At 68.1% G+C, this 24,153-nt stretch carries 22 protein-coding genes; 14 read left to right on the top strand and 8 right to left on the bottom strand.

Annotated elements, in window-relative coordinates; genetic code table 11:
• Positions 1 to 9: 9 nt before the first annotated feature.
• The 3 genes from A3ES_RS0106000 to A3ES_RS46390 are packed head-to-tail and all read left to right on the top strand — an operon-like array spanning position 10 to position 1,455.
• Positions 10 to 687 (top strand): glycine-rich domain-containing protein, encoded by a 678-nt coding sequence (locus tag A3ES_RS0106000; RefSeq protein WP_020385878.1) that lies wholly within the window; start codon positions 10 to 12, stop codon positions 685 to 687.
• Positions 687 to 917, top strand: coding sequence for a hypothetical protein (locus A3ES_RS46395; RefSeq protein WP_020385877.1), 231 nt, complete (start codon positions 687 to 689; stop codon positions 915 to 917). Before A3ES_RS0106000 ends, A3ES_RS46395 begins: the two co-directional genes overlap by 1 nt.
• Positions 910 to 1,455 (top strand): hypothetical protein, encoded by a 546-nt coding sequence (locus tag A3ES_RS46390; protein ID WP_020385876.1) that lies wholly within the window; start codon positions 910 to 912, stop codon positions 1,453 to 1,455. Before A3ES_RS46395 ends, A3ES_RS46390 begins: the two co-directional genes overlap by 8 nt.
• 680 nt (positions 1,456 to 2,135) lie before the next feature.
• Here the strand turns inward: A3ES_RS46390 and A3ES_RS0105980 are convergent.
• Complete coding sequence (locus tag A3ES_RS0105980) at positions 2,136 to 2,447, bottom strand: hypothetical protein (RefSeq protein ID WP_020385874.1); 312 nt, start codon at positions 2,445 to 2,447, stop codon at positions 2,136 to 2,138.
• A gap of 120 nt (positions 2,448 to 2,567) precedes the next feature.
• Between A3ES_RS0105980 and A3ES_RS0105975 the strand changes: the two genes are divergently transcribed.
• Together A3ES_RS0105975 and A3ES_RS0105970 are read left to right on the top strand one after the other, a co-directional pair.
• On the top strand, positions 2,568 to 3,446 hold the full coding sequence (locus tag A3ES_RS0105975) for an exodeoxyribonuclease III (protein ID WP_040454091.1): 879 nt from the start codon (positions 2,568 to 2,570) through the stop codon (positions 3,444 to 3,446).
• A gap of 1 nt (position 3,447) precedes the next feature.
• A complete protein-coding gene (locus A3ES_RS0105970; RefSeq protein ID WP_020385872.1) occupies positions 3,448 to 4,581 on the top strand; it encodes a hypothetical protein in 1,134 nt (377 codons plus the stop codon).
• Here the strand turns inward: A3ES_RS0105970 and A3ES_RS0105965 are convergent.
• Positions 4,574 to 5,074, bottom strand: coding sequence for a mycothiol transferase (locus A3ES_RS0105965; protein WP_020385871.1), 501 nt, complete (start codon positions 5,072 to 5,074; stop codon positions 4,574 to 4,576). The genes A3ES_RS0105970 and A3ES_RS0105965 overlap by 8 nt on opposite strands.
• Positions 5,075 to 5,186: 112 nt before the next feature.
• Here A3ES_RS0105965 and A3ES_RS0105960 point away from each other — a divergent pair, with 112 nt between their 5' ends.
• Complete coding sequence (locus A3ES_RS0105960; RefSeq protein ID WP_020385870.1) at positions 5,187 to 5,582, top strand: RidA family protein; 396 nt, start codon at positions 5,187 to 5,189, stop codon at positions 5,580 to 5,582.
• Positions 5,583 to 5,640: 58 nt separating this feature from the next.
• A complete protein-coding gene (locus A3ES_RS0105955) occupies positions 5,641 to 6,672 on the top strand; it encodes an aldo/keto reductase (RefSeq protein WP_020385869.1) in 1,032 nt (343 codons plus the stop codon).
• Between the two features lie 408 nt (positions 6,673 to 7,080).
• Here the strand turns inward: A3ES_RS0105955 and A3ES_RS0105950 are convergent, their stop codons facing one another.
• Positions 7,081 to 7,785, bottom strand: coding sequence for a M50 family metallopeptidase (locus A3ES_RS0105950; RefSeq protein WP_020385868.1), 705 nt, complete (start codon positions 7,783 to 7,785; stop codon positions 7,081 to 7,083).
• A gap of 31 nt (positions 7,786 to 7,816) precedes the next feature.
• Here A3ES_RS0105950 and A3ES_RS0105945 point away from each other — a divergent pair, with 31 nt between their 5' ends.
• Complete coding sequence (locus A3ES_RS0105945; protein ID WP_020385867.1) at positions 7,817 to 8,500, top strand: SDR family oxidoreductase; 684 nt, start codon at positions 7,817 to 7,819, stop codon at positions 8,498 to 8,500.
• Here A3ES_RS0105945 and A3ES_RS0105940 read toward each other — a convergent pair.
• Positions 8,497 to 9,675, bottom strand: coding sequence for a hypothetical protein (locus A3ES_RS0105940; protein WP_026162589.1), 1,179 nt, complete (start codon positions 9,673 to 9,675; stop codon positions 8,497 to 8,499). The genes A3ES_RS0105945 and A3ES_RS0105940 overlap by 4 nt on opposite strands.
• 129 nt (positions 9,676 to 9,804) lie before the next feature.
• Between A3ES_RS0105940 and A3ES_RS0105935 the strand changes: the two genes are divergently transcribed.
• Both A3ES_RS0105935 and A3ES_RS0105930 read left to right on the top strand, forming a co-directional pair.
• A complete protein-coding gene (locus A3ES_RS0105935) occupies positions 9,805 to 11,748 on the top strand; it encodes a S41 family peptidase (protein WP_020385865.1) in 1,944 nt (647 codons plus the stop codon).
• 373 nt (positions 11,749 to 12,121) lie between these two features.
• Positions 12,122 to 12,859: a phosphatase PAP2 family protein gene (locus A3ES_RS0105930; protein ID WP_020385864.1), complete on the top strand. Its 738-nt coding sequence runs from the start codon at positions 12,122 to 12,124 to the stop codon at positions 12,857 to 12,859.
• Here the strand turns inward: A3ES_RS0105930 and A3ES_RS0105925 are convergent.
• Positions 12,799 to 15,021, bottom strand: coding sequence for a bifunctional SulP family inorganic anion transporter/carbonic anhydrase (locus A3ES_RS0105925; RefSeq protein ID WP_026162588.1), 2,223 nt, complete (start codon positions 15,019 to 15,021; stop codon positions 12,799 to 12,801). The genes A3ES_RS0105930 and A3ES_RS0105925 overlap by 61 nt on opposite strands.
• Positions 15,022 to 15,198: 177 nt before the next feature.
• On the opposite strand from A3ES_RS0105925, the gene A3ES_RS0105920 reads away from it, so the two are divergent.
• Complete coding sequence (locus A3ES_RS0105920; RefSeq protein ID WP_026162587.1) at positions 15,199 to 15,972, top strand: SDR family NAD(P)-dependent oxidoreductase; 774 nt, start codon at positions 15,199 to 15,201, stop codon at positions 15,970 to 15,972.
• Between the two features lie 54 nt (positions 15,973 to 16,026).
• Here A3ES_RS0105920 and A3ES_RS0105915 read toward each other — a convergent pair whose 3' ends face one another.
• Positions 16,027 to 18,093 (bottom strand): fibronectin type III domain-containing protein, encoded by a 2,067-nt coding sequence (locus tag A3ES_RS0105915; protein ID WP_020385861.1) that lies wholly within the window; start codon positions 18,091 to 18,093, stop codon positions 16,027 to 16,029.
• Between the two features lie 169 nt (positions 18,094 to 18,262).
• On the opposite strand from A3ES_RS0105915, the gene A3ES_RS0105910 reads away from it, so the two are divergent.
• Both A3ES_RS0105910 and A3ES_RS0105905 read left to right on the top strand, forming a co-directional pair.
• Positions 18,263 to 19,831 (top strand): lysyl oxidase family protein, encoded by a 1,569-nt coding sequence (locus A3ES_RS0105910; protein ID WP_083933220.1) that lies wholly within the window; start codon positions 18,263 to 18,265, stop codon positions 19,829 to 19,831.
• A gap of 265 nt (positions 19,832 to 20,096) precedes the next feature.
• Entirely contained in the window at positions 20,097 to 20,792 is a 696-nt protein-coding gene (locus tag A3ES_RS0105905) for an SRPBCC family protein (protein WP_020385859.1), read from the top strand.
• Here A3ES_RS0105905 and A3ES_RS0105900 read toward each other — a convergent pair.
• Complete coding sequence (locus tag A3ES_RS0105900; protein ID WP_020385858.1) at positions 20,780 to 22,303, bottom strand: MFS transporter; 1,524 nt, start codon at positions 22,301 to 22,303, stop codon at positions 20,780 to 20,782. The genes A3ES_RS0105905 and A3ES_RS0105900 overlap by 13 nt on opposite strands.
• A gap of 132 nt (positions 22,304 to 22,435) precedes the next feature.
• Here A3ES_RS0105900 and A3ES_RS0105895 point away from each other — a divergent pair, with 132 nt between their 5' ends.
• A complete protein-coding gene (locus tag A3ES_RS0105895; RefSeq protein ID WP_020385857.1) occupies positions 22,436 to 23,311 on the top strand; it encodes a LysR substrate-binding domain-containing protein in 876 nt (291 codons plus the stop codon).
• Here the strand turns inward: A3ES_RS0105895 and A3ES_RS0105890 are convergent.
• On the bottom strand, positions 23,308 to 24,126 hold the full coding sequence (locus tag A3ES_RS0105890) for a UbiA family prenyltransferase (RefSeq protein WP_040454085.1): 819 nt from the start codon (positions 24,124 to 24,126) through the stop codon (positions 23,308 to 23,310). The genes A3ES_RS0105895 and A3ES_RS0105890 overlap by 4 nt on opposite strands.
• Between the last annotated feature and the right edge of the window lie 27 nt (positions 24,127 to 24,153).

Genomic DNA, 24,153 nt, shown 5'->3' with positions numbered 1-24,153 from the left:
AGCCTCGACATGGGCCAGCTAGCTGGGGACCGGATCATCGCACCCGGAGACCCGAACCTGCAGATCATCACCGCTACCGGTGACTGGACCCGCCCGGCCGGGATCCGCGGCGCCTGGGTCCGTGTCGTTGGCGGCGGCGGGGCCGGAGGTGGCTGTATCGGCGCCGGGTCCGGGCAGAGCGAGGGCGGGTACGGCGCCGGCGCCGGCGTCTCGGAGCGGTTCTACCTTGCGTCCGAGCTGGATGCCACCGTCCCCTGCGTCATCGGCGCTGGCGGCACCGGCGTGTCAGGGGCGGCAGGCAACAGCGGCGGTACGTCATCGTTCGATCCGGCGTCGGGTCCAGCGATCTCGGCGACCGGAGGGACCGGCGGGGCCGCGATGACCTCGACAACCGGTAACGGGGTCGCGAACGGCGGCACCCAGGGGGTCGGCGTGGGCGGCACCGTCAACATCTCCGGCGCCGCTGGCGGGAAAGGCCGTGTGCTGGCCGGGCAGCCTGTCCTGACGTCCGTTGGAGGCGCGGCAGCCGAGGGCATGGGAGGCGGCGCCCGGAGCCTCACAGCGGCCGGCACAGGGATCGCCGGGCAGAACTACGGCGGCGGAGGCGGCGGCGCCTACGGCACGACCACCAACCAGACCGGAGGCGCCGGCGCACCCGGCGCCGTGCTCATCCTCACGGTGTTCTGATGGGCATCGAGTGGGTGGTGACGATCGGTGCTGTGTGCGCCGCGCTTATCCCGGTCACGCTGGTTGCCCGTGGCATCTACCGGGCGTGGAAGCGGGTTGACGCGTTCCTCGAGGACTGGAACGGCGAACCGGCCCGGCCGGGCCGAGCCGAGGTGCCGGCCATGCCGAAACGGATGCAGCTGGTCGAGGACCGGCTGACGAAGCTGGAGGAGGCGGTACACCGTGGCTGACTGGTATCTCGCGGCGTCCCTCGTCGCGTTGCGCACCGAGATCAACCGGCGATGGCCGGACCGGGACAAGGCCAGTGACGGCGCCCTCGGGGACGCTTCACACGCGGCCCGGCCGTCCGACCACAACCCCGACTGGGACGCCGGCGGCGTGGTCCGGGCGATCGACGTCGACAAGGACGGCATCGACGTCCAGGAGTTGCTCGACGCGGTTGTGCGGGACCCCCGGGTCGCCTACGTCATCTGGAACCGGCGCATCGCCTCGGCGACCGACGACGGCCAGCCCTGGGACTGGGAGCCCTACAACGGCACCAACCCGCACGACAAGCACGTGCACATCAGCATCAAGCACACCAAGGCGGCAGAGACCGACACAACCCGCTGGTTCGAGGAGGACGACATGCCGTACACCGAGACACAGCTCCGGGCGATGATGCAGGCCGAGATCGAGGAGTACATGAAGCGGTTCTGGGTCGAGCCGACCGGAACCGGCACCGCGATCCGTGCCCAGCTCGACCGCATCGAGGCCAACCAGTCCTGACAGACAGCAGCGCCCGCCATCCCTCATGGCGGGCGCTGCGTGCAGTACTAGGCGGTGCGGTCAGTCCAGGTGTGTGTGCAACCTGTGCAGCGGTGGATGTCATGCTCACCGAGCTTGAAGCAGCGGTGGCTGAGATGACCGGTGTTGACGAGCCCCTGTCGGCTTGACTCAGCCTGGCACTCGTTCCGGTCTTCGGCAGGTTGTGCCAGCACTCCGACTGGCTCCCGCCCGGTCATGCCTCGCCTGCCCTTGACGAGAGGGCAGGCGGGCGACCGGAGAGTTGGTAGGCGGCGCACGCGGGCGCGCCTGTCTGAGATGATGCATTCACGGCGTTCTCCAGACTCAGTGGAGGATGTCGAGGCGGCGGGTTCCAGTTGGCGCTGGGCCCGTCGCCGCTCTCCCGGCGGGAGAGATTAGGGGCAGGTTATCGCTGACCTGCATGGACTGTCACCACGGGGGGACCGGGCTGGACCGCCGGTGGCCGCACCTCGGGTGAGTAGTTCGGCTCACCTGAGAACAGGCCGACAGCGACCGCCAGACCAGCCGCTACCAGCGCGGCTGTCAGCGCAGCGGCTCTCATGACCGCACCCACAGGCCGACGAAGAAACCGAGCGCGAACGCGAACCCCGCGATCAGCACCAACTCGACCAGGGGCATCGACACCCGGATCGCCTCGGCGGTCACTTGCCCTCCACCTCGGCGAGCTCCAGGTTGATGAACTCGATGTACGCCTTCAGCGCGTCCTCGACGTCGCTCCAGTCCATCTCGGTCGGGTCGAGGCGCGACTCCCAGCCGGCCTCGTAACCCTGGTCGTACGCCCACCGCTCGGCCTCGGTGGCGGTCTCGAAGTCGTACGTAGGCAGGCCGTCGTTCGCTGCCGGTGGCGCCAGGAGCTGGCGCACCTTCCGGACGGCGGCGGCATCACCGTGCTCGGTGACAAAGATGCGCTCGATCGCTTCGATGATCTGGTGGTCAGTTAGCTTTGTTCTCACGGTCGGACTCGCTTTCCGGTCGAGGGACCGTCCGGAGATTGCACCTCCTGGCGGTCCCGCTGGTGCAGGATATTGGCGTGCATAGCGCTGCGTGACTCGCAGTCTGGATAGCCTGTTGGCATGACGCTCGGGACCCGGATAGCTACCTGGAATGTGAACTCGGTGAAGCAGCGGATGCCGCGGTTGCTGGGCTGGCTGGACGAGCGGCAGCCCGACGTCGTCTGTCTGCAGGAGACCAAGCTGGCGGACGACGCGTTCACGAAACTGCTGGGTGACGAGCTGTCCAGTCGCGGCTACGAGACAGCCCTGTACGGCGAGGTGCAGTGGAACGGTGTCGCGCTGCTGTCCAAGGTCGGTCTGGAAGACGTCGTCACCGGCGTCGCGGAAGCGCCAGGCTTCCCCAATCCAGAGGCGCGAGCCGTCGCCGCGACCTGTGGAGGGATCAGGATCCACTCGTTGTATGTGCCGAACGGGCGGGTGCCGGACTCGGATCATTACCTCTACAAGCTTGCGTGGCTCGCCGCGTTGAAAGACGTTGTCGCCTCGGGACCGGCCGAGCAGATCGTCTGTGGTGACATGAACATCGCGCCGACCGATGCCGACGTCTTCGACCCCGCGGCCTACGTCGGATCGACGCACGTGACCGCGCCGGAGCGACAGGCACTCGCCGACCTGATGTCGACCGGGCTGCACGATGTCGTCCGCGACCGCTGGCCGGCCGAGCGGGTGTTCAGCTACTGGGACTACCGCGCCGGCATGTTCCACCAGGACCTCGGCATGCGGATCGACCTGATGCTCGCGTCCGAGCCGGTGGCCGAGCGGGTGAAGGCGGCCTGGATCGACCGGAAGGCGCGCAAGGGCACCGGCCCGAGCGACCACGCGCCGGTGATCATCGACCTGGACACCGCGCCGGACGGCGACCTCGGTCCGGTCGTACCGCCGCCATCGGCACCACGCGGCGGGAAGAAGAAGTCCACCAAGCTTCCCCAGAACCGCTGAAGTGAACGGCCTCCGCCTAGCCGCCGTCGCGGGCGCGCTTGTACTGACGATCGCCGGTTGCACCGAGGACAAGGCCGCGTCGCCACCCCAGCCGGTGGCGTGGACGAAGGTCGAGTTGCCGGCCGAGCCCGTAGTACTGACCGGGCATGGCGACGAGTTGCTGATCGGGCTGCGCGATCGCAAGGCGAAGGTCGTGCCCAGACTGCTGCTGCAGCAGGCGAACGGCAGTCGGCAGGAGATCAAGATCGAGGCCAAGAGCCCGTACGCGATCGAGGCGACCTGGCAGTCGATCGCGTACGACGGTCAGCGGTTGCTCGCCCTGGGTGGTGCCTCAGGTGGTGCCCACTCCAACACCCGCTGGACCGTGTGGACCGGCTCCGCGAAGGCGCTGACGGAGTACCCGCAGGAGTTCAACACCTTCGGCGGGCAGACCGCGGGAGCCCTGTACTCCGCGATCATCACGCCGGCCGGTCAGGCCTTGGCCGGCTCGTGGGGGAGCGCGCAGACCGGGCTGGACGGGGCGGTCTGGTTGCCGCAAGGGAGCACCAAGTGGGTGCGGCAGCCTTCGGCGAAGACCGTGCTGGAGAGCGTGCCGGCGCTGTTGCTCAGCCCGAACTACGGCACTGCAGCCGGCAAGGGCATCCTGCTGACCGGCTCGCAGGTCCGGCTCGCGCCGAACGTGGTCCAGCAGGAGGCGGCCGTCTGGCGATCGACCAGCGTCAACCAGGGCTGGAGCCGGGTCGTACTCCCGGAGCTGGGCGGTCGCAGTCAGGGCAATACAGCGTCCTGTACTACGGCCACCGCCTGCACGATCTCCGGTTTCGTCGACAACAAGCTCGCGATCTGGCAGATCGACGGTAGTCAGGGCAAGCGGCTGCAGAACGTGCCGGCGATCGCCGTCGGCGACAAGGACAAGCTGCCGCCGCCCGTCGACGACAACGGGCACCTCTACCAAGTGATTGCTGAAGGCAACAAGGTGAAGGTGGTCAGCGGGCACGACGGCAGTTGGACGGTGCAGGAGTCGACCGGGCCGGAGGGCGTGGTGAAGGACGCCGCACTGGTCGGCAAGACGCTCTACCTGCTGGCCGGTCCCGCCGACCGGCCCGCTTCGCTGTGGAAGACCACTCTCAGCTGAGCAGGCCTCGCACGTACGCCGCTTGGCCGGCATGCTCGAGGTCGTCGCCCAGCACGCTGATGAGGCGGACTCCGAGCGTCACCGGTGGGTTCCAGTTCGTGTCGACGATCCGGTCGAGGTCGTCGTCGGTCAGACCTTTCAGGTACTCGAGGCTGCGGGCGTGCACGGCGTCGTAGTACCCGAGTAGTTGCTCGGCCGACAGTTGCACCGCGGCGACGTCGTCGGAGGTGTGCCCGTAGCCGGTGTCGGCGGCGTCGAACGGGAGACCGAGTCGCTCATGCCAGCCGCCGGTCGTGTACACCTGCTCATACCCGCCCGCGTTGGCTAGGTGGTCGTCCTGGATCCGGGTGAGGTGCCAGATCATCCAGCCGATCGAGTTGCCGGTCTGCTCGGGCCGGGTGGCGAGCGCCTTGTCGTCGAGGCCGTCGACGGCTTCCCGCACGACCTCCTCGATCCGGCCGAAAGCATCGAGCAGCAGTTCGCTGGTGTTCATCGAAATTCCCCTTCATCACGCGGACCCCGCCAGGCTACTGGCCGCCTCGGACAGTTCCGGCGCACCCGACAATTCTGTTGACCAAGGCGATCTGTTCGCGTTGGCTCGCGAGGTGACCATCGAACGAACGAATCCCGACGGACTGCATCCGACACCCGGCTACCACCATCTGACGAAGGTGCACGCGGACACCTTGATCTACCTTGCGGGCCAGTGCCCGTTGGACCCGTCCGGCGTGCTTGCCGAGGGCGGGTTGGCCGGGCAGACAGCGCAGGTCATCGACAACATCCTGATCGCGCTAGCCGCTGCGGGTGCTACCCCGGAGGACGTGGTGCGGACGGTCATCTACGTGAACAGCGCCGACCGGTCCGACCTGGCCGGGGTTTGGGCGCAGCTCAGCGAGTCGCCCCTTGCCCCGGCCTTCACGTCCGCCAGCACGCTCCTCGGCGTCGCCCAGCTTGGCTTCCCCGGCCAACTCGTCGAGATCGACGTCACCGTGGCTCTCTGAGGTCGTGGCTGTTGCGGTCTAGTGTTGTCAGGACATTCGTCTCGAGCGAGGAGCAGTCGTGGAATACCGCACTCTGGGCAGCAGCGGCACTGTCGTTTCCACCTACGCGCTGGGCACGATGACGTTCGGCAACGAGACCGACGAGGCCGGCTCGCATGAGCAGCTCTACCGGTACGTCGAGTCCGGCGGCAACTTCGTCGACACGGCCGACGTCTACACGGCCGGCGCCTCGGAGAACATCATCGGCAGCTGGCTGGCAAAGTCGGGCGCGCGCGAGACCGTAGTACTGGCGACCAAGGGGCGGTTCCCGATCGGGGACCTGCCGAACGATGTCGGTACGTCGCGGCGTCATCTGCGCAAGGCGCTCGACGCGTCACTGACCCGGCTCGGGGTGGATCACGTCGACCTGTACCAGCTGCACGCGTGGGACCCGATCACGCCGCTTCAGGAGAGCCTGAGCTTCCTGGAGGACGCAGTACGGGCCGGGAAGATCCTGTACGGCGGGGTGTCGAACTTCACCGGATGGCAACTGCAGAAGGCGTGCGACCTGATCGACCGGCGCGGCTGGTCGCCACTGGTCACGCTGCAGCCGCAGTACAACCTGCTGGTGCGGGAGATCGAGTGGGAGATCATCCCGGCCGCGCAGGAGAACGGTCTTGGCCTGCTGCCGTGGTCGCCGCTCGGTGGCGGCTGGCTGACCGGCAAGTACTCCTTCGACGAGGAGCCGACCGGCGCGACCCGGTTGGGTGAGGACTCGAACCGCGGCGTCGAGTCCTGGCATCGGCGCAGCCAGAACCAACGCGTCCGCGACGTCGTCGAGGCGGTCCGCGTGATCGCCGAAGCTCGCGGTATCTCGATGGCCCAGGTCGCACTCGCCTGGCTCGTCGACCGGCCGGCGATCACGTCGGTGATCCTCGGCGCCCGCACCACCGCGCAACTCGACGACAACCTCGCCGCGGCCGACCTGCACCTCACGGCCGAAGAAACCGAGCATCTCGACCATGCCAGCAACCCGGGCGCGGCCGACTACCCGTACGGCGGCCCCGGCACCACCCAACGCGACCGCCCGATCGAAGGCGGCCGCGGCTAACCAGCCACGGCCAGCCCCAAAGCCAGTTGAGGTACTTCGCAGGGCCAACCCGCAGGCAGGGGCAGCCCCAGAGCCCGCTAGGCGGTTCGGGGAGGTGCTTCAACGAGGCCGCCCGTAGGCACGGCCCGGAGCGAAGGCGCGGACGGCGGCGCACGCACGACCCGGCCCCGATGCCTCGACACGCCGAGGGAAGCGTTTGCTGGCCGGAGATGGGTATGCGCGGACGTCCGGATCCTCCCGATGTTGTGCCCAGGGCACTGGTCGCCGCCGACCTTTCGGCCGCGAGCCCACCAGTGGTGGGCTCGGACCCCTAACGGCGACCTTGAACAAGGTCTGCCCTGTTCAAGGTCACCAGAAGGTGTTCAAGCCCACCACTGGTGGGCTTGCCCGCCGGCTGACAGAGCGCGGCTAGTCGGGCAGTACGCCGGACCAGACCACGCCGAGCGCGAGACAGGCGAGCGTGACGATCCCGAAGAAGCCAACCCAAAGGATCGCCGGTACGCCGGTCATTCGCCGAAGCTGATCCGCATCGGAGCTGCGGCCGCCGCCATACCGGCGGGAGCGCTGCAGCTCCAGCACCGCGCGTGGAGCGGCGAGCAAGAGGAACCAGGTCAGGAGTTGCGCGAAACCGGACTGCACCTGCTCCGATCCCCACCAGGAAACCGCGAACACCAGAGCGCCGAACGCGACGACCGACCAGAGGCCGAAGAGGTTGCGGATCTGGAGTAGCAGCAGGAGAAGCGCGAGGAGGAGCCCCCAGAGGAGGGCGACGGCGTACCCGCGGCCCAGGACGAAGGCCGCCCCCAGACCGAAGAGTGCAGGACCGGGGTAGCCGGCCAGCAGGACGGCGATCATGCCGGCACCGTCTGGTTTGCCGCGCGAGACCGTCACGCCCGACGTGTCGGAGTGCAGCCGGATGCCGGCGAGCTGACGGCCGACGAGAAGTGCGATGAGGCCGTGGGCGCCTTCGTGGGCGATGGTGACCACCTGCCGCGTCTGGCGCCAGATCGGGCGCCAGGCGATGAGGAGCAGCGCGACGACGGCAGTGCCGATCACCACTGTCACCGAAGGATCCGGCTGCGTGGTCGTGATGTTGTCCCAAACCTCACCCATCAGCCCATCCTTACAGGCAGGTGGTCAAGCCTTGCAAGCTGGTGGTCAGCCCTCGGCGCTGGTGCTCCCGAAAGCCGCGGCGGCGACGGTCGAGGAGATCGAGCGGGCCGGCGGGACCGCGTACGCCGTACGGGCGGAGCTGGGTGTGGACGATGACGCCGAGACGCTCTTCGCGGGAGTCGAATCGATCCTGGCCGGGCGGCCGCTCGACATCCTCGTCAACAACGCGGCGGCCGCGCCGGCGGGACCGCTCGGAATCACGACCCGGGCGGAGTTCGACCACCTCTTCGCGGTGAACGTGCGAGCGCCGTACTTCATCATCCAGCGGGCCTTGCCGCTGCTGCCCGAGGGCGGCCGCGTCATCAAGCTCTCGTCCGTGGCGACCCGGATGGCGAACCCGGGTCAGACCTCGTTCGCGATGACGAAGGGCGCGATCGAGACGATGACGATGACCTTGGCCAACCAGCTCGGCGTCCAGGGGATCACGGTGAACGCGGTCGCGCCCGGCGCCACCCGGTCGGCCACCAATGGAGCGAGCTTCGACGCCCCGGGTCTGGTCGCCCAGATCGCCGCCGGGACAGCCCTCGACCGTCTGGGCGAGCCCGGCGACGTCGCCGACATCGTCACCTTCCTCGCCTCCGACGAGGCGCGCTGGATCACCGGTCAGGTCATCGACGCCAGCGGTGGTTTGTTCCTGGGCCCTCGTATTCCTTAGCTCCAAGGGATGTGGACGGTCACCCGCTCGCGCAGTTGCTCGCTGAGCAGCCAAAGCTCGTTGGTGGCCGGCCAGTACGCCAGGTTCTCCGTGTTCTTGGGGGCCTTCGTCCACACGCTGGTCGACACCCCGCCGGTACCCCGATGCAGGCAGCTCGGGTAGTCCACGCCATCCCCGATGTTGTCCGCGTACTCCGGGCAGACCCCCGCGACGACGAACTTCCCGGCGTACGAGACAGCTCCCTGCATCCCCCAAACCGGCGAGTTGAAAGCCTCGCTGGCCTGCACGACTCCCGAACCGTTCACCACCGGAAGGCCGGTCGCCTTGTCGACGGGCCAGCGAACGATCCGTCCACCGCCCCGCTGGGTGTGCTCCGCGGCCACGAAGGACCCAGTGCCCGAGTGATCAAGCCCGAGACTCGCAAAGCACGGCTTCACGCCCGTGGTGTTGGCGCATCCGCCACCCGCATACCAATAGGCCCCGGTCTGCGGCAACGCAAAGGCATGCCACAACGCGTGATACTTGCCGTCGGCACCTAATCCGACTTCGCCCGTGCTGGTGTCGGTCCGCCAGATGTGCCGCAGGTCGAAAGTACGCAGTACCGACCCGCCCGTGGCGACGACGAGCGTGTTGCCCGACCAGTACATCCCGTGCCCATGCCCGGCGATCGCCGCGAAGTTGCCGGTACTGGTCGGCTCGACCAGCAGCACGTGCCGGTACTTGTAGGTGGTCAGATCCAGGAACGACACCCGGATCGCACTGTCGTTGCCGTTGTGCCAGGTGGCGGCCGCGATCCGGCGGGCGCCACCGCCGGGCTGGGCATCGCCCGACCCGGTGAAGCCTTGCGGGATCCAGACGTTCGCGTCATCGTCCTCGCCGTCCTGCCAGCAGAACCCCTGCGGATTGAGAGACGCCGTCAGGTACGTCGGATGGCACAGGTTGCGCCCGGTCCGGTTGGATGCGGCCAGTACTTCGGTAACGCCGACCGGCGCGAGTCCTGGCTTCTGCTCCAGCGCGGCGATCCGGGCGCCGTACGTCGCGAACGTGTCGCCCGTGACGAGCTGGAACCCGGACGCGTCGATCCGGGGGAACGTAGCGGCTGCCTCAGCCAGAGCCGGCGCAGTACAGACGCCGGTCACCACCGCGATGGTCAACACCAAACGTCTGATCCTCATGTCTTCGATGGTTGTCGAACGAGCCGCCGTTGGCCACGAGGACAACGAGGCGTTGACATCGCCCAGACGCCGCCGCACGGTGGAGGAACCGCGGCTCAGGGGAGGGGCCGCCTTTTTTGGGGGGAAGTCATGTCGCGAACTCGCAAAGCCACCGCCACCACTCGCAAAGCAGTCGCCACGCAGGAAGCCGCCGCCGTCCCGTTGCCGCAGTTCCTCGAATCAGCCGGATCGCTGTCGCTCGGTCAGCGCAAGTTGCTCGTCGACCAGGCCCTGTTGGTGCTCGAGCAGAACTACGTGCACCTGCCGCTCAAGGCCGCGATGCACGCTGTCAATCCCTTGCAGCGTTTGCGAGTGATGCGATCCAGGATGGAACGCCAGACGGCCGAGACGATGGAGGCCGAGTGGATCTTCCACCGGCGGATGTCGAGCGTCTTCCACTCGGTGCGGGATCTGCACACCAACTACCTGCTGCCGGCGCCGTTCGCGGGCAAGATCGCCTTTCTCCCGTTCATGATCGAGAAGTGCTTCGACCAGGCCGGCGAGCACTACCTGGTCACCCGGACCGTCGTCGGCTACACCGCCGAGCAGTTCGGGGCCGGTGCCGAAGTGACGCACTGGAACGGTACGCCGATCGCTCGGGCGGTCGCCCTCAACGGTGCCCAGTTCGCCGGCAGCAACGATGTCGCGAACCTGGCTCGCGGACTCGAGTCGCTGACGTTGCGCCCGCTGGTGGTCCAGTCGCCACCGGACGAGGACTGGGTGACCATGAGCTACCTCGGTCTCGACGGATCCGCCCGGGAACTGCGCGAGCAGTGGAAGGTGACGACCAACCTGCCGCCGATGACCGATCTCGACGCGCTCACCCCGGCCTCGGCGTCGATGGGGGTCGACCTCGACTCCGACGAGAAGGCGCGCGCCAAGAAGGTGCTCTACGTTCGCGAGGTGATCGAGCTGGAGAAGGGCAAGAGCTCGGCCGAGCTGGCCGAACCGCAGGCAGTCGGTGCGGCGGACCTGCCGACGACGATGCCCGGCGTCTTCCGCGCCCGCGAGGTGGTCACCGCGCACGGCACCTTCGGCCAGCTGCGCATCTTCACCTTCAGCGTGAACGACCCGATCGCCTTCCGCGACGAGTTCGTCCGGCTCGCCGCCGCGCTGCCACAGAACGGCCTGATCGTCGACGTCCGCGACAACGGCGGCGGGCACATCTTCGCCAGCGAGTTCACCCTGCAGACGATGACGCCGCGCGGGATCTCGCCCGAGCCGGTGCAGTTCATCAGTACGCCGCTCAACCTGCGGCTCTGCCGGCGGCACAAGGACAACCCGTCCGGCATCGACCTCGGTCCCTGGTTCGACTCGCTCGACCTGGCCACCGAGACAGGCGCCGGGTACTCCGCTGCGAAGCCGATCACCCCGGAGGACGGTGCGAACGCGATCGGCCAGACGTACTACGGCCCGGTCGTTCTCATCACCGACGCGCGCGTCTACTCGGCGACGGACATCTTCGCGGCCGGGTTCGCTGATCACCAGATCGGTCACATCCTCGGCGTCGACAACAACACCGGCGCGGGTGGCGCGAACGTGTGGACCCACGGATTGCTCGCCGCCCTGCTCAATGAGCCGCAGCCGCCGGACCCGACCTCGCCGTACGAGGCACTGCCGAACGGCGCGAATCTCCGGGTCGCGATCCGCCGGACCCTGCGCGTCGGCGACCTGTCCGGTACGCCGGTCGAGGACCTCGGCGTACGGCCAGACTCGACCCACCAGCTGACGCGCGCTGACCTGCTCGAAGGCAATGTCGATCTCCTCGACGCCGCCGGCGCGCTGCTCGCGGCGATGCCGAACCGCCGGCTCGACGTCTCCACCTCACTCGCCGGTACGACGCTGACCGTCGAGCTGGACGTGGAAGGCCTCGACCGGGTCGACCTGTATGTCGACGACCGCCCGATCAGCTCCGAAGACCTGACCGGAGCCCCGCTCAGCATCGCCATCACCGACGTCGCCCCCGGCCAACTCCTTCGCGCCGACGGCTACGCCACCGGCACCCTGGTCGCCTCCCGCCGCCTGCACGTCTAACCCACCGCTCGACTTTGAGCACCCGCCAGTCGTCGTACTGGCGGGTAGCTGGCTGGCGGGTGCCCAAGGTCGGCATCGGGTGCCCAGTGGGTTAGGCAAAGTGTGATCTCGTTCATATTCTTCGCAACTATCAGCAAGTTGCGATAATTTGAAAGAGGAGAAATGCGGTCGGGATCACACTGGAAAACGAATGATCGTTCTTGATTTCTCCTAGGCTTCACCGTCAGTCTGGAAGTCGGAGAACGAGCGTTCGGTTTCCAAGGGGAGGGCGACATGGCGCAGGCGACTCTCGAGCCGCTCAGCAGGCCGTTGGGGGAGCTACCGCCACTGGTGTCGCAGCGCGCCAGACCGCAAACGCATCATCCGCGAGATCGTGCTGCTCGCCGTTCTTTTCGGCATCTACAACCTCGGCCGGCTGATCTCGGCCCATCACGCCGGATCTGCCTTCGAGCACGCGGACGCGCTGATGCAGTTGCAGACCTGGATGGGCCTGCCCAGCGAGGCCGAGGTCCAGCGCCTCGCGTTGCAGGTGCCCGATCTGCCTCAGGCGGCGAACCGGTACTACGCGAGCGTGCACTTCCCGCTCACCGCGATCGTCTTGCTCTGGCTGCTGATCCGCCGCCCGGCGGAGTACGCGAAAGCCCGGTGGGCGCTCGCGTCGCTGACCGGACTGGCGCTGCTCGGGCACCTGGTGTTCCCGCTCGCGCCGCCGCGGATGTTTCCGCAGCACGGCTGGATCGACACCGCGCAGTTGCTCGGGCAGTCGGTCTACAGCGCCGATGCCGAGAGCGGCCTGGCGAACCAGTTCGCGGCGATGCCGAGCCTGCATGTCGGCTGGGCGTTCATGGTCGCGGTGTTCCTGATCCGCGCCACCAGTTCGCGCTGGCGCTGGTTGTGGATCGCGCATCCGGTGATCACGTTCGCGGTCGTCGTGGTGACGGCCAACCACTACTGGCTCGACGGCCTGATCGCGATCGCACTGGCGATCCCGCTGGTCCTGCTCTTCGACAGCCGGCGGGTGCGCCGGGACAGCGCACCCGCCGGTGCCGATCAGGTGTCGGCCGGTGGAGTCGCGGTGGCCGCCAGTTCCTCGTCGGCGCGCACGAGGTAGGGCTCGCGCTCGACGACCAGCCGTGCCGCGGCCGCGCCGATGTCGAAGTACAGGCCGACCAGTTCCAGCCGGCCCGCCTCCTCGGCCTTGCGGACGCAGGCGAAACTGCGCAGGTTCTCCAGTTGCACCGCCACGTTGGTGACGGACAACTTGTCGGCCGGTGACAGTTTGATGCCGGTCACCGGGTCGATGATGTCGGGCAGCGCGGCGGACCGGCGTACGGACACTTCCAGGTGCTTCAGCCAGGTCTGCAACGCGGAACCGTCCAGACTGGAAGCATCCAGCGCCGCCCCGGCCGCCCCGCAGTGCGAGTGACCGCAGACCACGATCGACGCGACCCCCAGTACTTCGACCGCGTACTCGACTGCCGCGTCGACAGAGTTGCTGTTCGACCCGTACGGCGGAACGAGGTTGCCGACGTTGCGGACGCAGAACTGGTCGCCCGGCCCGGTCGCGGTGATCATGTTCGGCACGATGCGCGAATCGGCGCAGGTGATGAACAACTGCGTCGGCCGCTGACCGGTGGCCGCGAGCCGGGCCATCATCGGGCGGATCGGCTCGGCCGATGCCTCGAACTCGCGGATCCCGTCGAGCATGGCGGCCCGCTGGTCGACCTCCGGCACCACCTGGCGTTGCTGCTGCCAGGGGATGATCCGGCGGCCCGAGTCGCCACGCATTGCGGCACGGAACGCCGATCGGTTCAGGACGACCGAGCCGCCGCGCGCGAGGTGTCCGCGCCGCCAGTCCTCGATCGCTTCGTACGCCGCGTGGTCCAGGTGGTTGACCTGGAGATCCACCCGGACGGACGCGCCCACCGGGATCGTGCGCAGCGTCCGGACCAGCGACGCCACCCCGAGGAAGACCAGCGTGCCGCGGATCCGGACGATCCAGACGCGGTCCTCCTCGGTCGCTGTCACCGTTGCCCTGGCCAACCGGTACAGCACCCGGGCAAGAGCGAGAACGAGTCCGGCCAGCACTCCTTCGGCCAGCCCCAGGACGGCGACGCCGGCCGCGGTCACGACGTACACGAGGAGTTCGTCGTGGCGCCTGAGAATGCGGATGTGGGCCAGTTGGACCAGACGCAGGCCGGTGACCAGAAGAACGCCGGCCAGCGCGGCCATCGGGATCAGCTCGAGCATCGCGCCCGCGGCGAGCACGAAGACCGCGATCCAGACGCCGTGCATGATCGCCGATGCCCTGGTGCGGGCGCCGGCGGCGACATTGGTGGAACTGCGCACGATCACGCCGGTGACGGGCATCCCGCCCAGTGCACCGGAGATCGCGTTGGCCGCACCCTGCCCGATCAGCTCGCGATCGAGGTTGCTGCGCTTGCCGCGATGAAGCTTGTCCACGGCAACGGCCGAGAGCAACGACTCGACGCTGGCGACGAGCGCGATGGTCAGGATGGCCGTCGCGATCTCGAGTGGTCCGCCGTGCGGCAACGTGGGGAGGATGAGCTCCTTCAACGGTTCGTCCGGCAGGTCGACGCGGGTGACGTCGACCATGAACGCGGCGGCCAGCGCCGTGACGGCGACCACCGCGACCAGGGGTGCGGGAACGATGCTGACCCGGGGTAGCCGGGGCCAGACCAGCAAGATCACCACGGTGAGGATCCCGACCAGCACGGATCCGGGGTGATGGGCCACCAACTGCGCGGGAAGCCCTGCCAGGTTGGCGATCAGGGAACTCTGCGCCTGTCCGCCGAGCACCACGTGCAGCTGCTGGACGGCGATGGTGACACCGATTCCAGCCAGCATGCCGTGCACCACGGCGGGCGACAGTGAGAGAGCGAGCCGGCCGATGCGGGTGACGCCCAGCAGGATCTGCAGAAGGCCGGCCGCGCAGGTGATACCCGCGGTAGCGGCCCAGCCGTACTGCGTGGCCAGGCTGGCCACGACGACCGTGAGGCCGGCGGCTGGACCGCTGACCTGCAAGGGGGAGCCGCCGAGTGCACCGGCGACGATGCCACCGACGACGGCGGCGACGAGCCCGGCGATCAACGGGGCTCCGGATGCGGCGGCAATCCCTAGCGACAAAGGGATTGCGATCAGGAAGACGACCAGCGAGGCCGGTACGTCATGGCGAAGGATGGACCTCCACGAGCTGCGGTCGCGCGCAGGCTCGGACGGAGGCGGTGAGTGGTTGGGTGAGATGCTCGGCACGGGTCCCTCCGGCGTTAGGTGCTGACAGCAACGGAACGTCGAAACAAAGAGTGTCGATCTGATTACTGATAGTACCGGCCGGATCAAGGCCGACCGGCCAGTAGTTCCAATTCGTTGCCTACCGCCCCTGGATAGTTGCCTTCATCACCTTGTTTTGCGGGGAGATAGGCTCACGGTGTGGATCTTCAACTATCTGGCCGGACCGCCGTGGTGACCGGAGCAAGCAAGGGGATCGGGCTGGCCTGCGTCGAGGCGCTGGCCGGGGAGGGCGCGAAGGTGATCGGCATCTCCCGCGACCCCGCCAACCTCGCCGCCGCCCAGCAGGAGCTCGCCGGGAAAGGGCTGACCTTCGAGGTCGAGGCGGTCGACCTCACCGATCCGGAGGCGTCGGCCGCGGCGTTCGAGCGGATCGGCGTCCCCGACATCCTGATCAACTGTGCCGGAGCGGCCCGGCGTACGCCGGCGGCCGAGCTGGACAGCAAGGCGCTGCACGCGGCGATGGAAGCGAAGTACTTCACCTATATGCACGCGACCGAAGCGGTCGTCCGCGGGATGGCCGAGCGCGGCAGCGGCACGATCGTGAACGTGGTCGGCCAGGGCGGCCGGGCGGCGAGCCCGCTGCACATCGGCGGCGGCGCGGCCAACGCGGCGCTGATGCTTGCCTCCGTCGGCTATGCCAAGGCGTACGCCGATCGCGGCGTCCGGGTGAACGTGATCAATCCCGGGCTGACCCGGACCGGTCGCGTGGACGAAGGACTCGAGGCCGCGGTCCGGGCGACCGGCCGGCCGAAGGACGAACTGCTCGCCGAGATGGTCAGCGAGATCCCGATCGGCCGCGCGGCCGAGCCGGCCGAGATCGCCAACGTCGCGGTCTTCCTCGCCTCCCCACTGGCCGGCTACGTCACCGGCGCGATCATCACCATGGACGGCGGCGTCACCTCGGCGATCTGACCAGGCAGGGGCGGACCGCGGGCAGGCGGTCCGCCCCCTGCTTCGAGGGGACGACTAGACGGTGATCCAGTCGATGTCGGCGATGTAGCCAGACGGGTTGGAGATCTTGAGTGAGTTGGCGCCCGCGGCCAGCTTGACCGGTAGGTAGACGACCTGCGGCGTACCCCAGTCGTTGTCGCCGAGGCCGTGGTAGTTCACCCAGTAGGAGTCGGCGTCGTTGATGGTCAGCATGCTCTGCCGGCTCGTGTCGCCGTCGGTGTAGGCGATCTTGACCAGGTAGGTCCCGGCCGCCGGCACGGTGATGTCGTTCAGCGTCACCGAGGCGTCGTAGCCGATGTTGCCGATCTTCTTGCCACCCGAGCACAACGTGCAGCCGTTGGCACTCGCGTTGCCGGTCAGCGTGCTGTTCGCGGCCTCAGCCTCGTACCGGACCGGTCCACCCGCCTTAGCGGTGAACATGGTGATCGCGGCGCTGGCGTCGGACGACTTGTTGCCGTTGATACCCTTCACCTCGAACTTGTACTGCGTCTGCGGCAGCAACCCGGTGACGACGGTGCTGGTCGTCGTGCTGATCGCCACCTGCTTGCCGTTCGCGTAGACCGCGTAGGACTTCGCGTTCGTGCTCGGCCGCCAGGTCAGCGACATCGTGGTACGGCTGACGTCGGTCGCCGTCAGATCAGCCGGCTTGCTCACCGAGCCGAGGCTGTTCGGGAAGATCTTGTACAGCTTCGAGCCATGCGCCGGCAACGCCGCGGAGACCTGGCCGGACACGTTCGACGTGTTCTGATTCGCCCAGACCTCGCGGACGGTCGCCTTGCCGGTGATGCCCAGCTGGCCGAAGTCGCCGGTCACCGTCGCCGGGGTCTCTGCCAGGTTGAACAGGCCGACCGTGACACTGCCGTCGGCGTTCTTCGCGTACCAGGTCTGCTGCAGCTGGTCCTGGTTCAGCGGCCGGGCCGGGTTGCCGGACTGGTTGATCGCGATGACCTCGCGGTTGGTCAGCAGCTTGAGACCGTACGCGTCGAGCTTGGTCATGTCGTCACCGACGAACAGCGGCGCGGCGTTGATCGCCCAGAACGTCATGTAGCTCTGCCGCTCGGCCTCGTTCAGGCCATCCATCTCGCCGACGCCGACGTTGATCGCGTCGAGGTTGTTCCAGTGACCCGGTCCGGCATCGTCGATCCACTGCGGCAGGTCCCACCAGCGCTGCTTCACCGAGCTGTCCCAGCGGACGATCGTGTCGCAGTAGCACTCCACATCGGTGTCGATCCGCCAGCCGTTGGAGTTCTGCTTCCAGGTTTCGGCGTACCGGTGGCTCAGCGACCACGACAGCGTGTACTGCATCGGGCGGCCGGCGTTCTGGACGGCGCGCCACCAGGCCTCGACGTCCTCGGTGTTGTTGTGGTTCGGGTCGTCCGGAGCACCCTTCCAGGAGCCTGGGCCGACGCCGTCCATCTTGATGAAGTCGACGCCCCAGCCGGCAAACAGGTTCGCGATCGAGTCGGCATACTTCTGCGCGCACGGGCTGGCGTAGTTGATCTTGTACGCCTGGTCCCAGCCGTTGGTGGTTCGCAGGTCGGGGTACACGATGTCGCGGGTGAAGCAGCCCGGAGCGTCGTGGATCGGGGTGTTGCCCTCGCGGTACACGTCGAAGCCGAGGCCGACGACGGTGTAGATGCCGAACTTCAGTCCGAGCTTGTGCAGGTCGTCGCCGACCGCCTTCATCCCGCGCGGGAAGCGGGCCTTGTTCGCGACCGGACGGCCGTACTCGTCGCCGCCGAGCTGCCAGCCCGCGTCGATGTTGATGTACTCGTAGCCGAACGGCTTCAGCTTGGTGGCCATCGCGTTGGCCTGGGCGAGGATGTTCTTCTCGCTGATGAAGCTGCCCGGGCCGTCGGGGTTCACCCCCGGATAGTTGGTGGACTGCAGGCTCCAGCTGCTCCAGCCCAGGTAGGGCTTGGCGGCGACCTGCGGGTACTTCGCGGGTACCGGCGCCTTGGCGGTCGGTGCTGTCGCGCTGGCCGGCACGATCGCGGCCGCCGCCGACACCAGGGCGAGAGCGGCCATCGTCACCACACCGGTACGGCGCAGGCGGCGCCCCGGCGATCGGCGTACTGACATGTGTGTCCTCCATCGGGTGGCGGAAACTTGCGCCGAGCCTAGGGGTGTTTAATTTACGTCGTCAAGTAACAGGCTGCGATTACCGTGAGTGATCGCTGTGACACAACTGCCATCCAACTGAGATCAACAATGCCGGGCGGCTGGAGGTCAGTACTCACGTAAGGGATCGATGACCCGTGTGAGGCGGGTCGGCCCGAACGGGAGGGGATTGATCATCAACATTTCACGGAAGTTCGGTCGTACGGCGGTGGCCGTGACCGGAGCCGCGACACTCGTCGCGCTCGCGGCGGGGGCCGCGGGCGCAGCGTCGTCGCAACCACGGGCGGCCGCGGACGCGCCGCTCAAACTAGTTGCCGGAAGCACCGAAGTGACCCTGGACCGGTATCCCGACGGTGGCGTGCTGCTGGATCTGGGCACCCATCTGGTGGCCGGCAAGAATCCGATCGAGGTGCGCGCGACCCGCAAGTCCTATGGCGATCCGATCGTCGCCAGCCAGCTCGTCAACGGCAAGGCGAAGGCGTTGCCGGCCGGCCTGGTCACCGACTTCGGTGGGCTCGCCAAGTTCCTGCACCTGACCGTCACCGATGCCAAGGGAAAGAAGGTCTACGACAAGGACCGCACCTTCTGCCTGAACGGCGAGGGATCGCGGACCCGGCCGGACGCGCCGGCCACCTCGCCGTACCCGGACGGCTGCACTGCGAACCCGTTCACACTCGGCGCTGTCTGGGGCCTGCAGGCCGGCTGGTCGGCGAGCACCGTGGGCTTTGACGAAGCCGGGGTGGACTTGCCAGTCGGCAAGTACACCGCGAAGCTGACCGTCAACAAGGCCTACCGCGACCTCTTCAAGATCGGCGCCTACGACTCGGCCGTGACGCTGAAGGTGACGGTCAGGGAGGCCGCGAACTGCGGTCACGACGGCTGCAGGCAGGCCTTCGCGAAGGCCAAGGCCAAGCTGGCCGCCAAGGCTGAGGGTGAGCCGGCCAAGGCGGCGCCGAAGCCGCACGCGCAGCGGCCGACCGGCAAGGCGAGCGTTCCGAAGGGCCCGAAGCCGGACCTGCGATCCCTGCCGGCCTGGCAGATCGTGGTCGCCCCGGGCGAAGCCGGTACGCCGAGCGCCGGCCGTGACTTCCTGCAGTTCTCCGCCAACGTCTGGAACGCCGGACCGTCCACTCTGGTGCTCGACGGCTTCCGGCAAAAGGGCAAGGACCTGATGGACGCCTACCAGTACTTCTACGACGAGAAGGGCAAGGAGGTCGGCTACGCCAAGACCGGCACGATGGAGTGGGATGCCCGCGACGGTCACGCCCACTGGCACTTCACGGACTTCGCCCGGTACAGCCTGCTGAACGCCAAGCAGACCGAGGTCGTCCGCAGCCAGAAGGAGGCCTTCTGCCTGGCCGCGACCGACTCGATCGACTACACGGTGAAGAACGCGAACTGGCACCCGATGAACACCGACCTGCACACGGCCTGTGGCAGCCAGGGGTCGCTGTCGGTGCGTGAGGTCCTCGACGTCGGCTCCGGTGACACCTACGTGCAGTCGTTGCCGGGGCAGTCGTTCGATATCACCGGCCTGCCGAACGGCACCTACTACATCGAGGTCGCCGCGAACCCGGAGAAGCGGCTGTTCGAGTCCAACCTCAAGAACAACGTGTCGCTGCGCAAGGTCATCCTCGGCGGCACCCTGCACCACCGCACGGTCAAGGTCCCGCCGGTCCAGCTGGTCGACGCTCCCTGATCCGGTCTCGCGCCGCCGCCGCGAGACCGCCGCCGAGGCGGCCCTTCCTGGGGGAGGGCCGCCTTTGGCGTGCCGCGACGTTCGCGGTCGACGGCGAGGTCAGGTTCGCCACGGCCGCGGATCGGGCTGCCTTCTCCGACGAGTTGGGGCAGGCGTTGCGGGTACTGGTGGCCAAGTATCACGACGAGTCCGCGCCGAATGGCCGTAGCCACCGGCTGCTGGTGGCCGTCCATCCGAAACCGACACGACAGTCCGGAGAGCAACGATGACTGAGGAACGCAGGCTTGAAGTCGAGGTCCCACTGGAGGCGACACCTGACCAGGTCTGGGACGCGATCGCGACCGAGGCCGGGTTGACCGCCTGGTTCGCGCCGATGAACCCGGCGCCGGACGAGAACGGGGTGTCGGCCGATGGCGTCGTACTGCGCTGGGAGCCCGGCCGCGGTTTCGCCATCCAGGCCGAGGCGGGTGCATTCGAGTATCTGATCGAGGCGCGTGACGGCGGTTCGTCCGTACTGCGTTTTGTCCAGACCGGATTCACCGGCGACGACTGGGAAGCGGAGTACGAGGCGACCGCGCGCGGCTGGGACCTCTACTTCCACACGCTGCAGGTCTATCTGTCGGGCTATAACGGCGTGCCCGCCACCTATGTAGTTGCTGAAGGCCCCGCGTGGTCCGGTACTCCGGAGGCGTGGCAGAAGCTGCGCGACGCCATCGGTGGTGCGGTCGGCGACAAGGTCGAGCTGGACATCTACGGCCTGGGCACGGTCATCGGCGAGGTCGACTACCACGGCCCGAGCCACCTCGGCATCCGCACCGACAACGCGCTGCTGCGCTTCCACGACCGCAGCCTGCTCGGGATGCCCGTTGCCCTCGGCCACCATTACTACGGCCCCGGCCAGGATGCCAAACGCCTGGAAGACGCCTGGCAGTCCTGGCTCACGGAGTTCTACCTCGTGTAGTGCCGCAGCGGCTTCTTTCTGGTACGCCGGGGGTGCGGGTGGTCGCCGTTGCGCTGATGCTGACGCCGGGCGATCGTCGCCGGCCGCTCGATCCGCGGCGCGGCCGGCCGTTCGATCCGTACTTCGGTCTGGGTCAGGCCGAGCCGTGGCGGCTGCAACCAGGGTGAGCGGGTCTGCGGCCGGACCACGACCACCCGGAACCGGCCGGCCCGGGCCAGCTTGATGCCGATCGCGAGGGTCGCGACGGCCGGGATCATTCCGGCGAGCAACAGTGCAGTACGGGCACCCCAGTGCTCGGCGATCCAGCCGGCAGTCGGTCCGCCGATCGCGCCGCCGCCGACGAAGACCAGGCTGTAGATGCCGGCGACCCGGCCGCGGAGTCCGTCTGGCGTGATCAGCTGGACCATCGACTGGGCCGCGGTGAGGAACATCAGCGTGGCCATGCCGAGTGCGCAGAGCAGCGGCAAGAAGGTCCATAGCGACGGCTGGATCGCGGCGACCATTTCGGTCACCGCGAGGATCGAGGCGATCCCGACCAGGTTGCGCAGCCTGGTCGGCCGGACCCGCCGCGCCGACAGCAGCGCTCCGGTCAACGCGCCGGCGGCAACGACGGAGTTCAGTACGCCGTACCCGGTGGCTCCGGTGTGGAAGACGCGGTCGGCGAAGGCGGTGAGCGTCACCGGCAGGCTGATGGTGAACATGCCGTAGATGCCGACCAGTGCGATGGCCCACCGGACGGCCGGCTCGTGGAACGCGTACCGCACTCCGTCGCGCAGGCCGTCGCGCATCCGGATCCCCGCGCTGGCCCGGCGGGCAGCCTGCAGTCCGGGCATCTCGTGCTCGCGCATCATCAGCAGCGCGGTGATCGAGCCGAAGAACGTGACCGCGTTGATCGCGAAGGCCCAGCCGGTGCCGATCGTGCCGAGCAGGAGGCCGCCGAGCGCCGGGCCGATCAGGCTGCCCAGCTGGAACGTCGAGGAGACCATGCTGATCGCGTTCCGGAGGCGTTCCTTGCCGACCAGTTCGTTGACGAAGGACTGCCGGGTCGGGTTGTCGACGGCGGTCGCGAGGCCGAGGAACAGGGCCAGCGCGTAGACCTGCCAGACCTTGACCTCACCGGTGAGCGCCAGCACGGCCAGGATGGCTGCCGCCGTACCCATCGTGGCCTGGGTGCAGAGCAGCACCTTGCGCTTGGGGAAGCGGTCGGCGATGACGCCGCCGTACATGCCGAGCAGGAGAGAGGGCAGGAACTGCAGGGCGGTGGTGATGCCGACCGCGGTGGCGCTGCCGGTCAGCGTCAGGACCAGCCAGTCCTGGGCGATGCGCTGCACCCAGCCGCCGGTCGAGCTGACGAAGAGGCCGCTGATCAGGAGGCGGAAGTTGCGCACCTGCAGGGCGCTGAAGGTGTCCCGGAAGCCTGGCCGTTGGCGGCGGTTCTCAGGACTGGTGGTGGTGCGGTGGGTGTGGAAGTCGGCGACGGGGTGGACAGGTCCGGTGGCCCGGGTGGTCAAGAGTCATCCCTACGGAAGTGGGCTTGTCAGGGGCGGTCACCTCCATCCTCGTGGTTTGGACCTGGATTCTGACAGCGAATTACTCCTATTAGTCTTATTGCGTACCGCAATGACCTCGGTACCTGAGGAGTGATGGTGGCCTACGATCCGGACCAGTTGCGCACGTTCCTGGCGGTGGCGCAGTCGCTGAGCTTTACCCAGGCCGCGGAACGTCTGGGCATCCGGCAACCAACGGTCAGCCAGCATGTTCGTAAACTCGAGACGGCGATCGGGCGGCCGCTGTTCGTGCGCGACACGCGCACCGTCACGCTGACCGCCGACGGCGAGGCGATGGCCGGGTTCGCGCGGACGATCCTCGCCGCGCACGAGGAGGCGGCGGGGTACTTCACCGGGTCTGAGCTGCGTGGGCGGCTGCGGTTCGGCGTCACCGACGACCTCGCGCTGACGCCGCTGCCGCGGATCCTGCGGGATTTCCGGCAGCTCTACCCGCGGATCGATCTCGAGCTGACCGTTGCGCAGAGCCCCAATCTGCTCCGCCGGGTCGAGTCCGGCCACCTCGACCTCGCCTACGTCAAGCACAGCCTCGGCGGCGGCTACGAGCCCAACGGCCGGCTGGTACGCCGAGACCCGCTCGTGTGGGCCGGAATCGCGGGCACGCGGATCGCGCCGGACGGACACGTGCCCCTGGTCGCCTACCAGGCGCCAAGCATCAGCCGCTCCCTCGGCGTCCAGACCCTCGAACAGGCCGGCCGCTCGTGCCGGATCACCTGCATAGTCCGCGGCGTCAACGGCGTCCTCGCCGCCGTGCGCGCCGGCCTGGGGATAGCCATCTTTGCCCGATCGCTCATGCCCGCTGACCTGGTCGAACCGCCGCCCAGCGCCGGCCTTCCAGAGCTGCCCGCCATCGACCTGGTCCTCATCACCAACCCCCGAGCCGCCAAAGAGCCCGCCGAAGCGCTGACAGCGGCCATCCTCGGCAGCAACGCCCCTCTCAAACCAGCCGACTAGCTCGTGAGGGCGTCACCGTGTAGTACCAGGGCAACGATGCTCACCGCGGCGACCGCGATCGTCAGGAGGAACGGCGCATTTCTCCAGGCCACGATCACCACCAGCAGTACTGCGACCACCGCCAGGGTGGCCCAGCCGATTGCGCCGACCGGGCCGGGTGGGGCGACCACCAGCAACGCGGTTGCTGTGGCGAGCGGCAGCGGAGCGGCGTACCGGGCTAGTCGGCCGAGGCGTTGCGGCCAGCCCTCGACTCCGGTCGCCAGATCATCGGCAAGATCCGGTACTACGTTCGCCAGGTGCGCGCCGACGCCGAGCAACGCCGTCGCGGCTGACGCCCACCATGGCGCCCACGTGCCCGAAGTGCCGAGCGTGACGAAAGACGGCAGCAGCCCGAACGCCACGGCGTACGGGAGCCACGAGATCCGGGTCGATTTGAGCCGCAGGTTGTACCCCCACGCGGCCGCCACGCCGACGAGATGTGCGAGGCCGGCGAGCCAGCCGCTGGCCAGCGACAGGGGGACGCAGGCAACCAGCATCAGGGTCGCGCCGATCCACAACGTCCGGCGACTCACCAGTCCGAGGACGATTGGTTTGTCGTTTCGGTGGACACTGGTGTCGCGAGTTGCGTCAATCGCGTCATTGCTCCAGCCGATCGAGAGGTGGCCGGTGAGGATTGCTGCGGCGACAGACAAGCATCCGGCGAGGTCTCGGCCCGCCGACCACGCGACGACAGTGACCAGGGTGGTGACGGCAACGGTCGGCCCGGGATGGCTCGCCATCGCCAGCCCGCGCACTGGTCTCAGCACGGCTCGCATCCGGGTCACCGACCCAACGATGCCACG

Origin of the sequence: Kribbella catacumbae DSM 19601 (assembly GCF_000372465.1) — a bacterium.
In the GTDB taxonomy this organism is placed as follows: domain Bacteria; phylum Actinomycetota; class Actinomycetes; order Propionibacteriales; family Kribbellaceae; genus Kribbella; species Kribbella catacumbae.
This window is presented reverse-complemented; position numbering and strand designations above follow the sequence as displayed.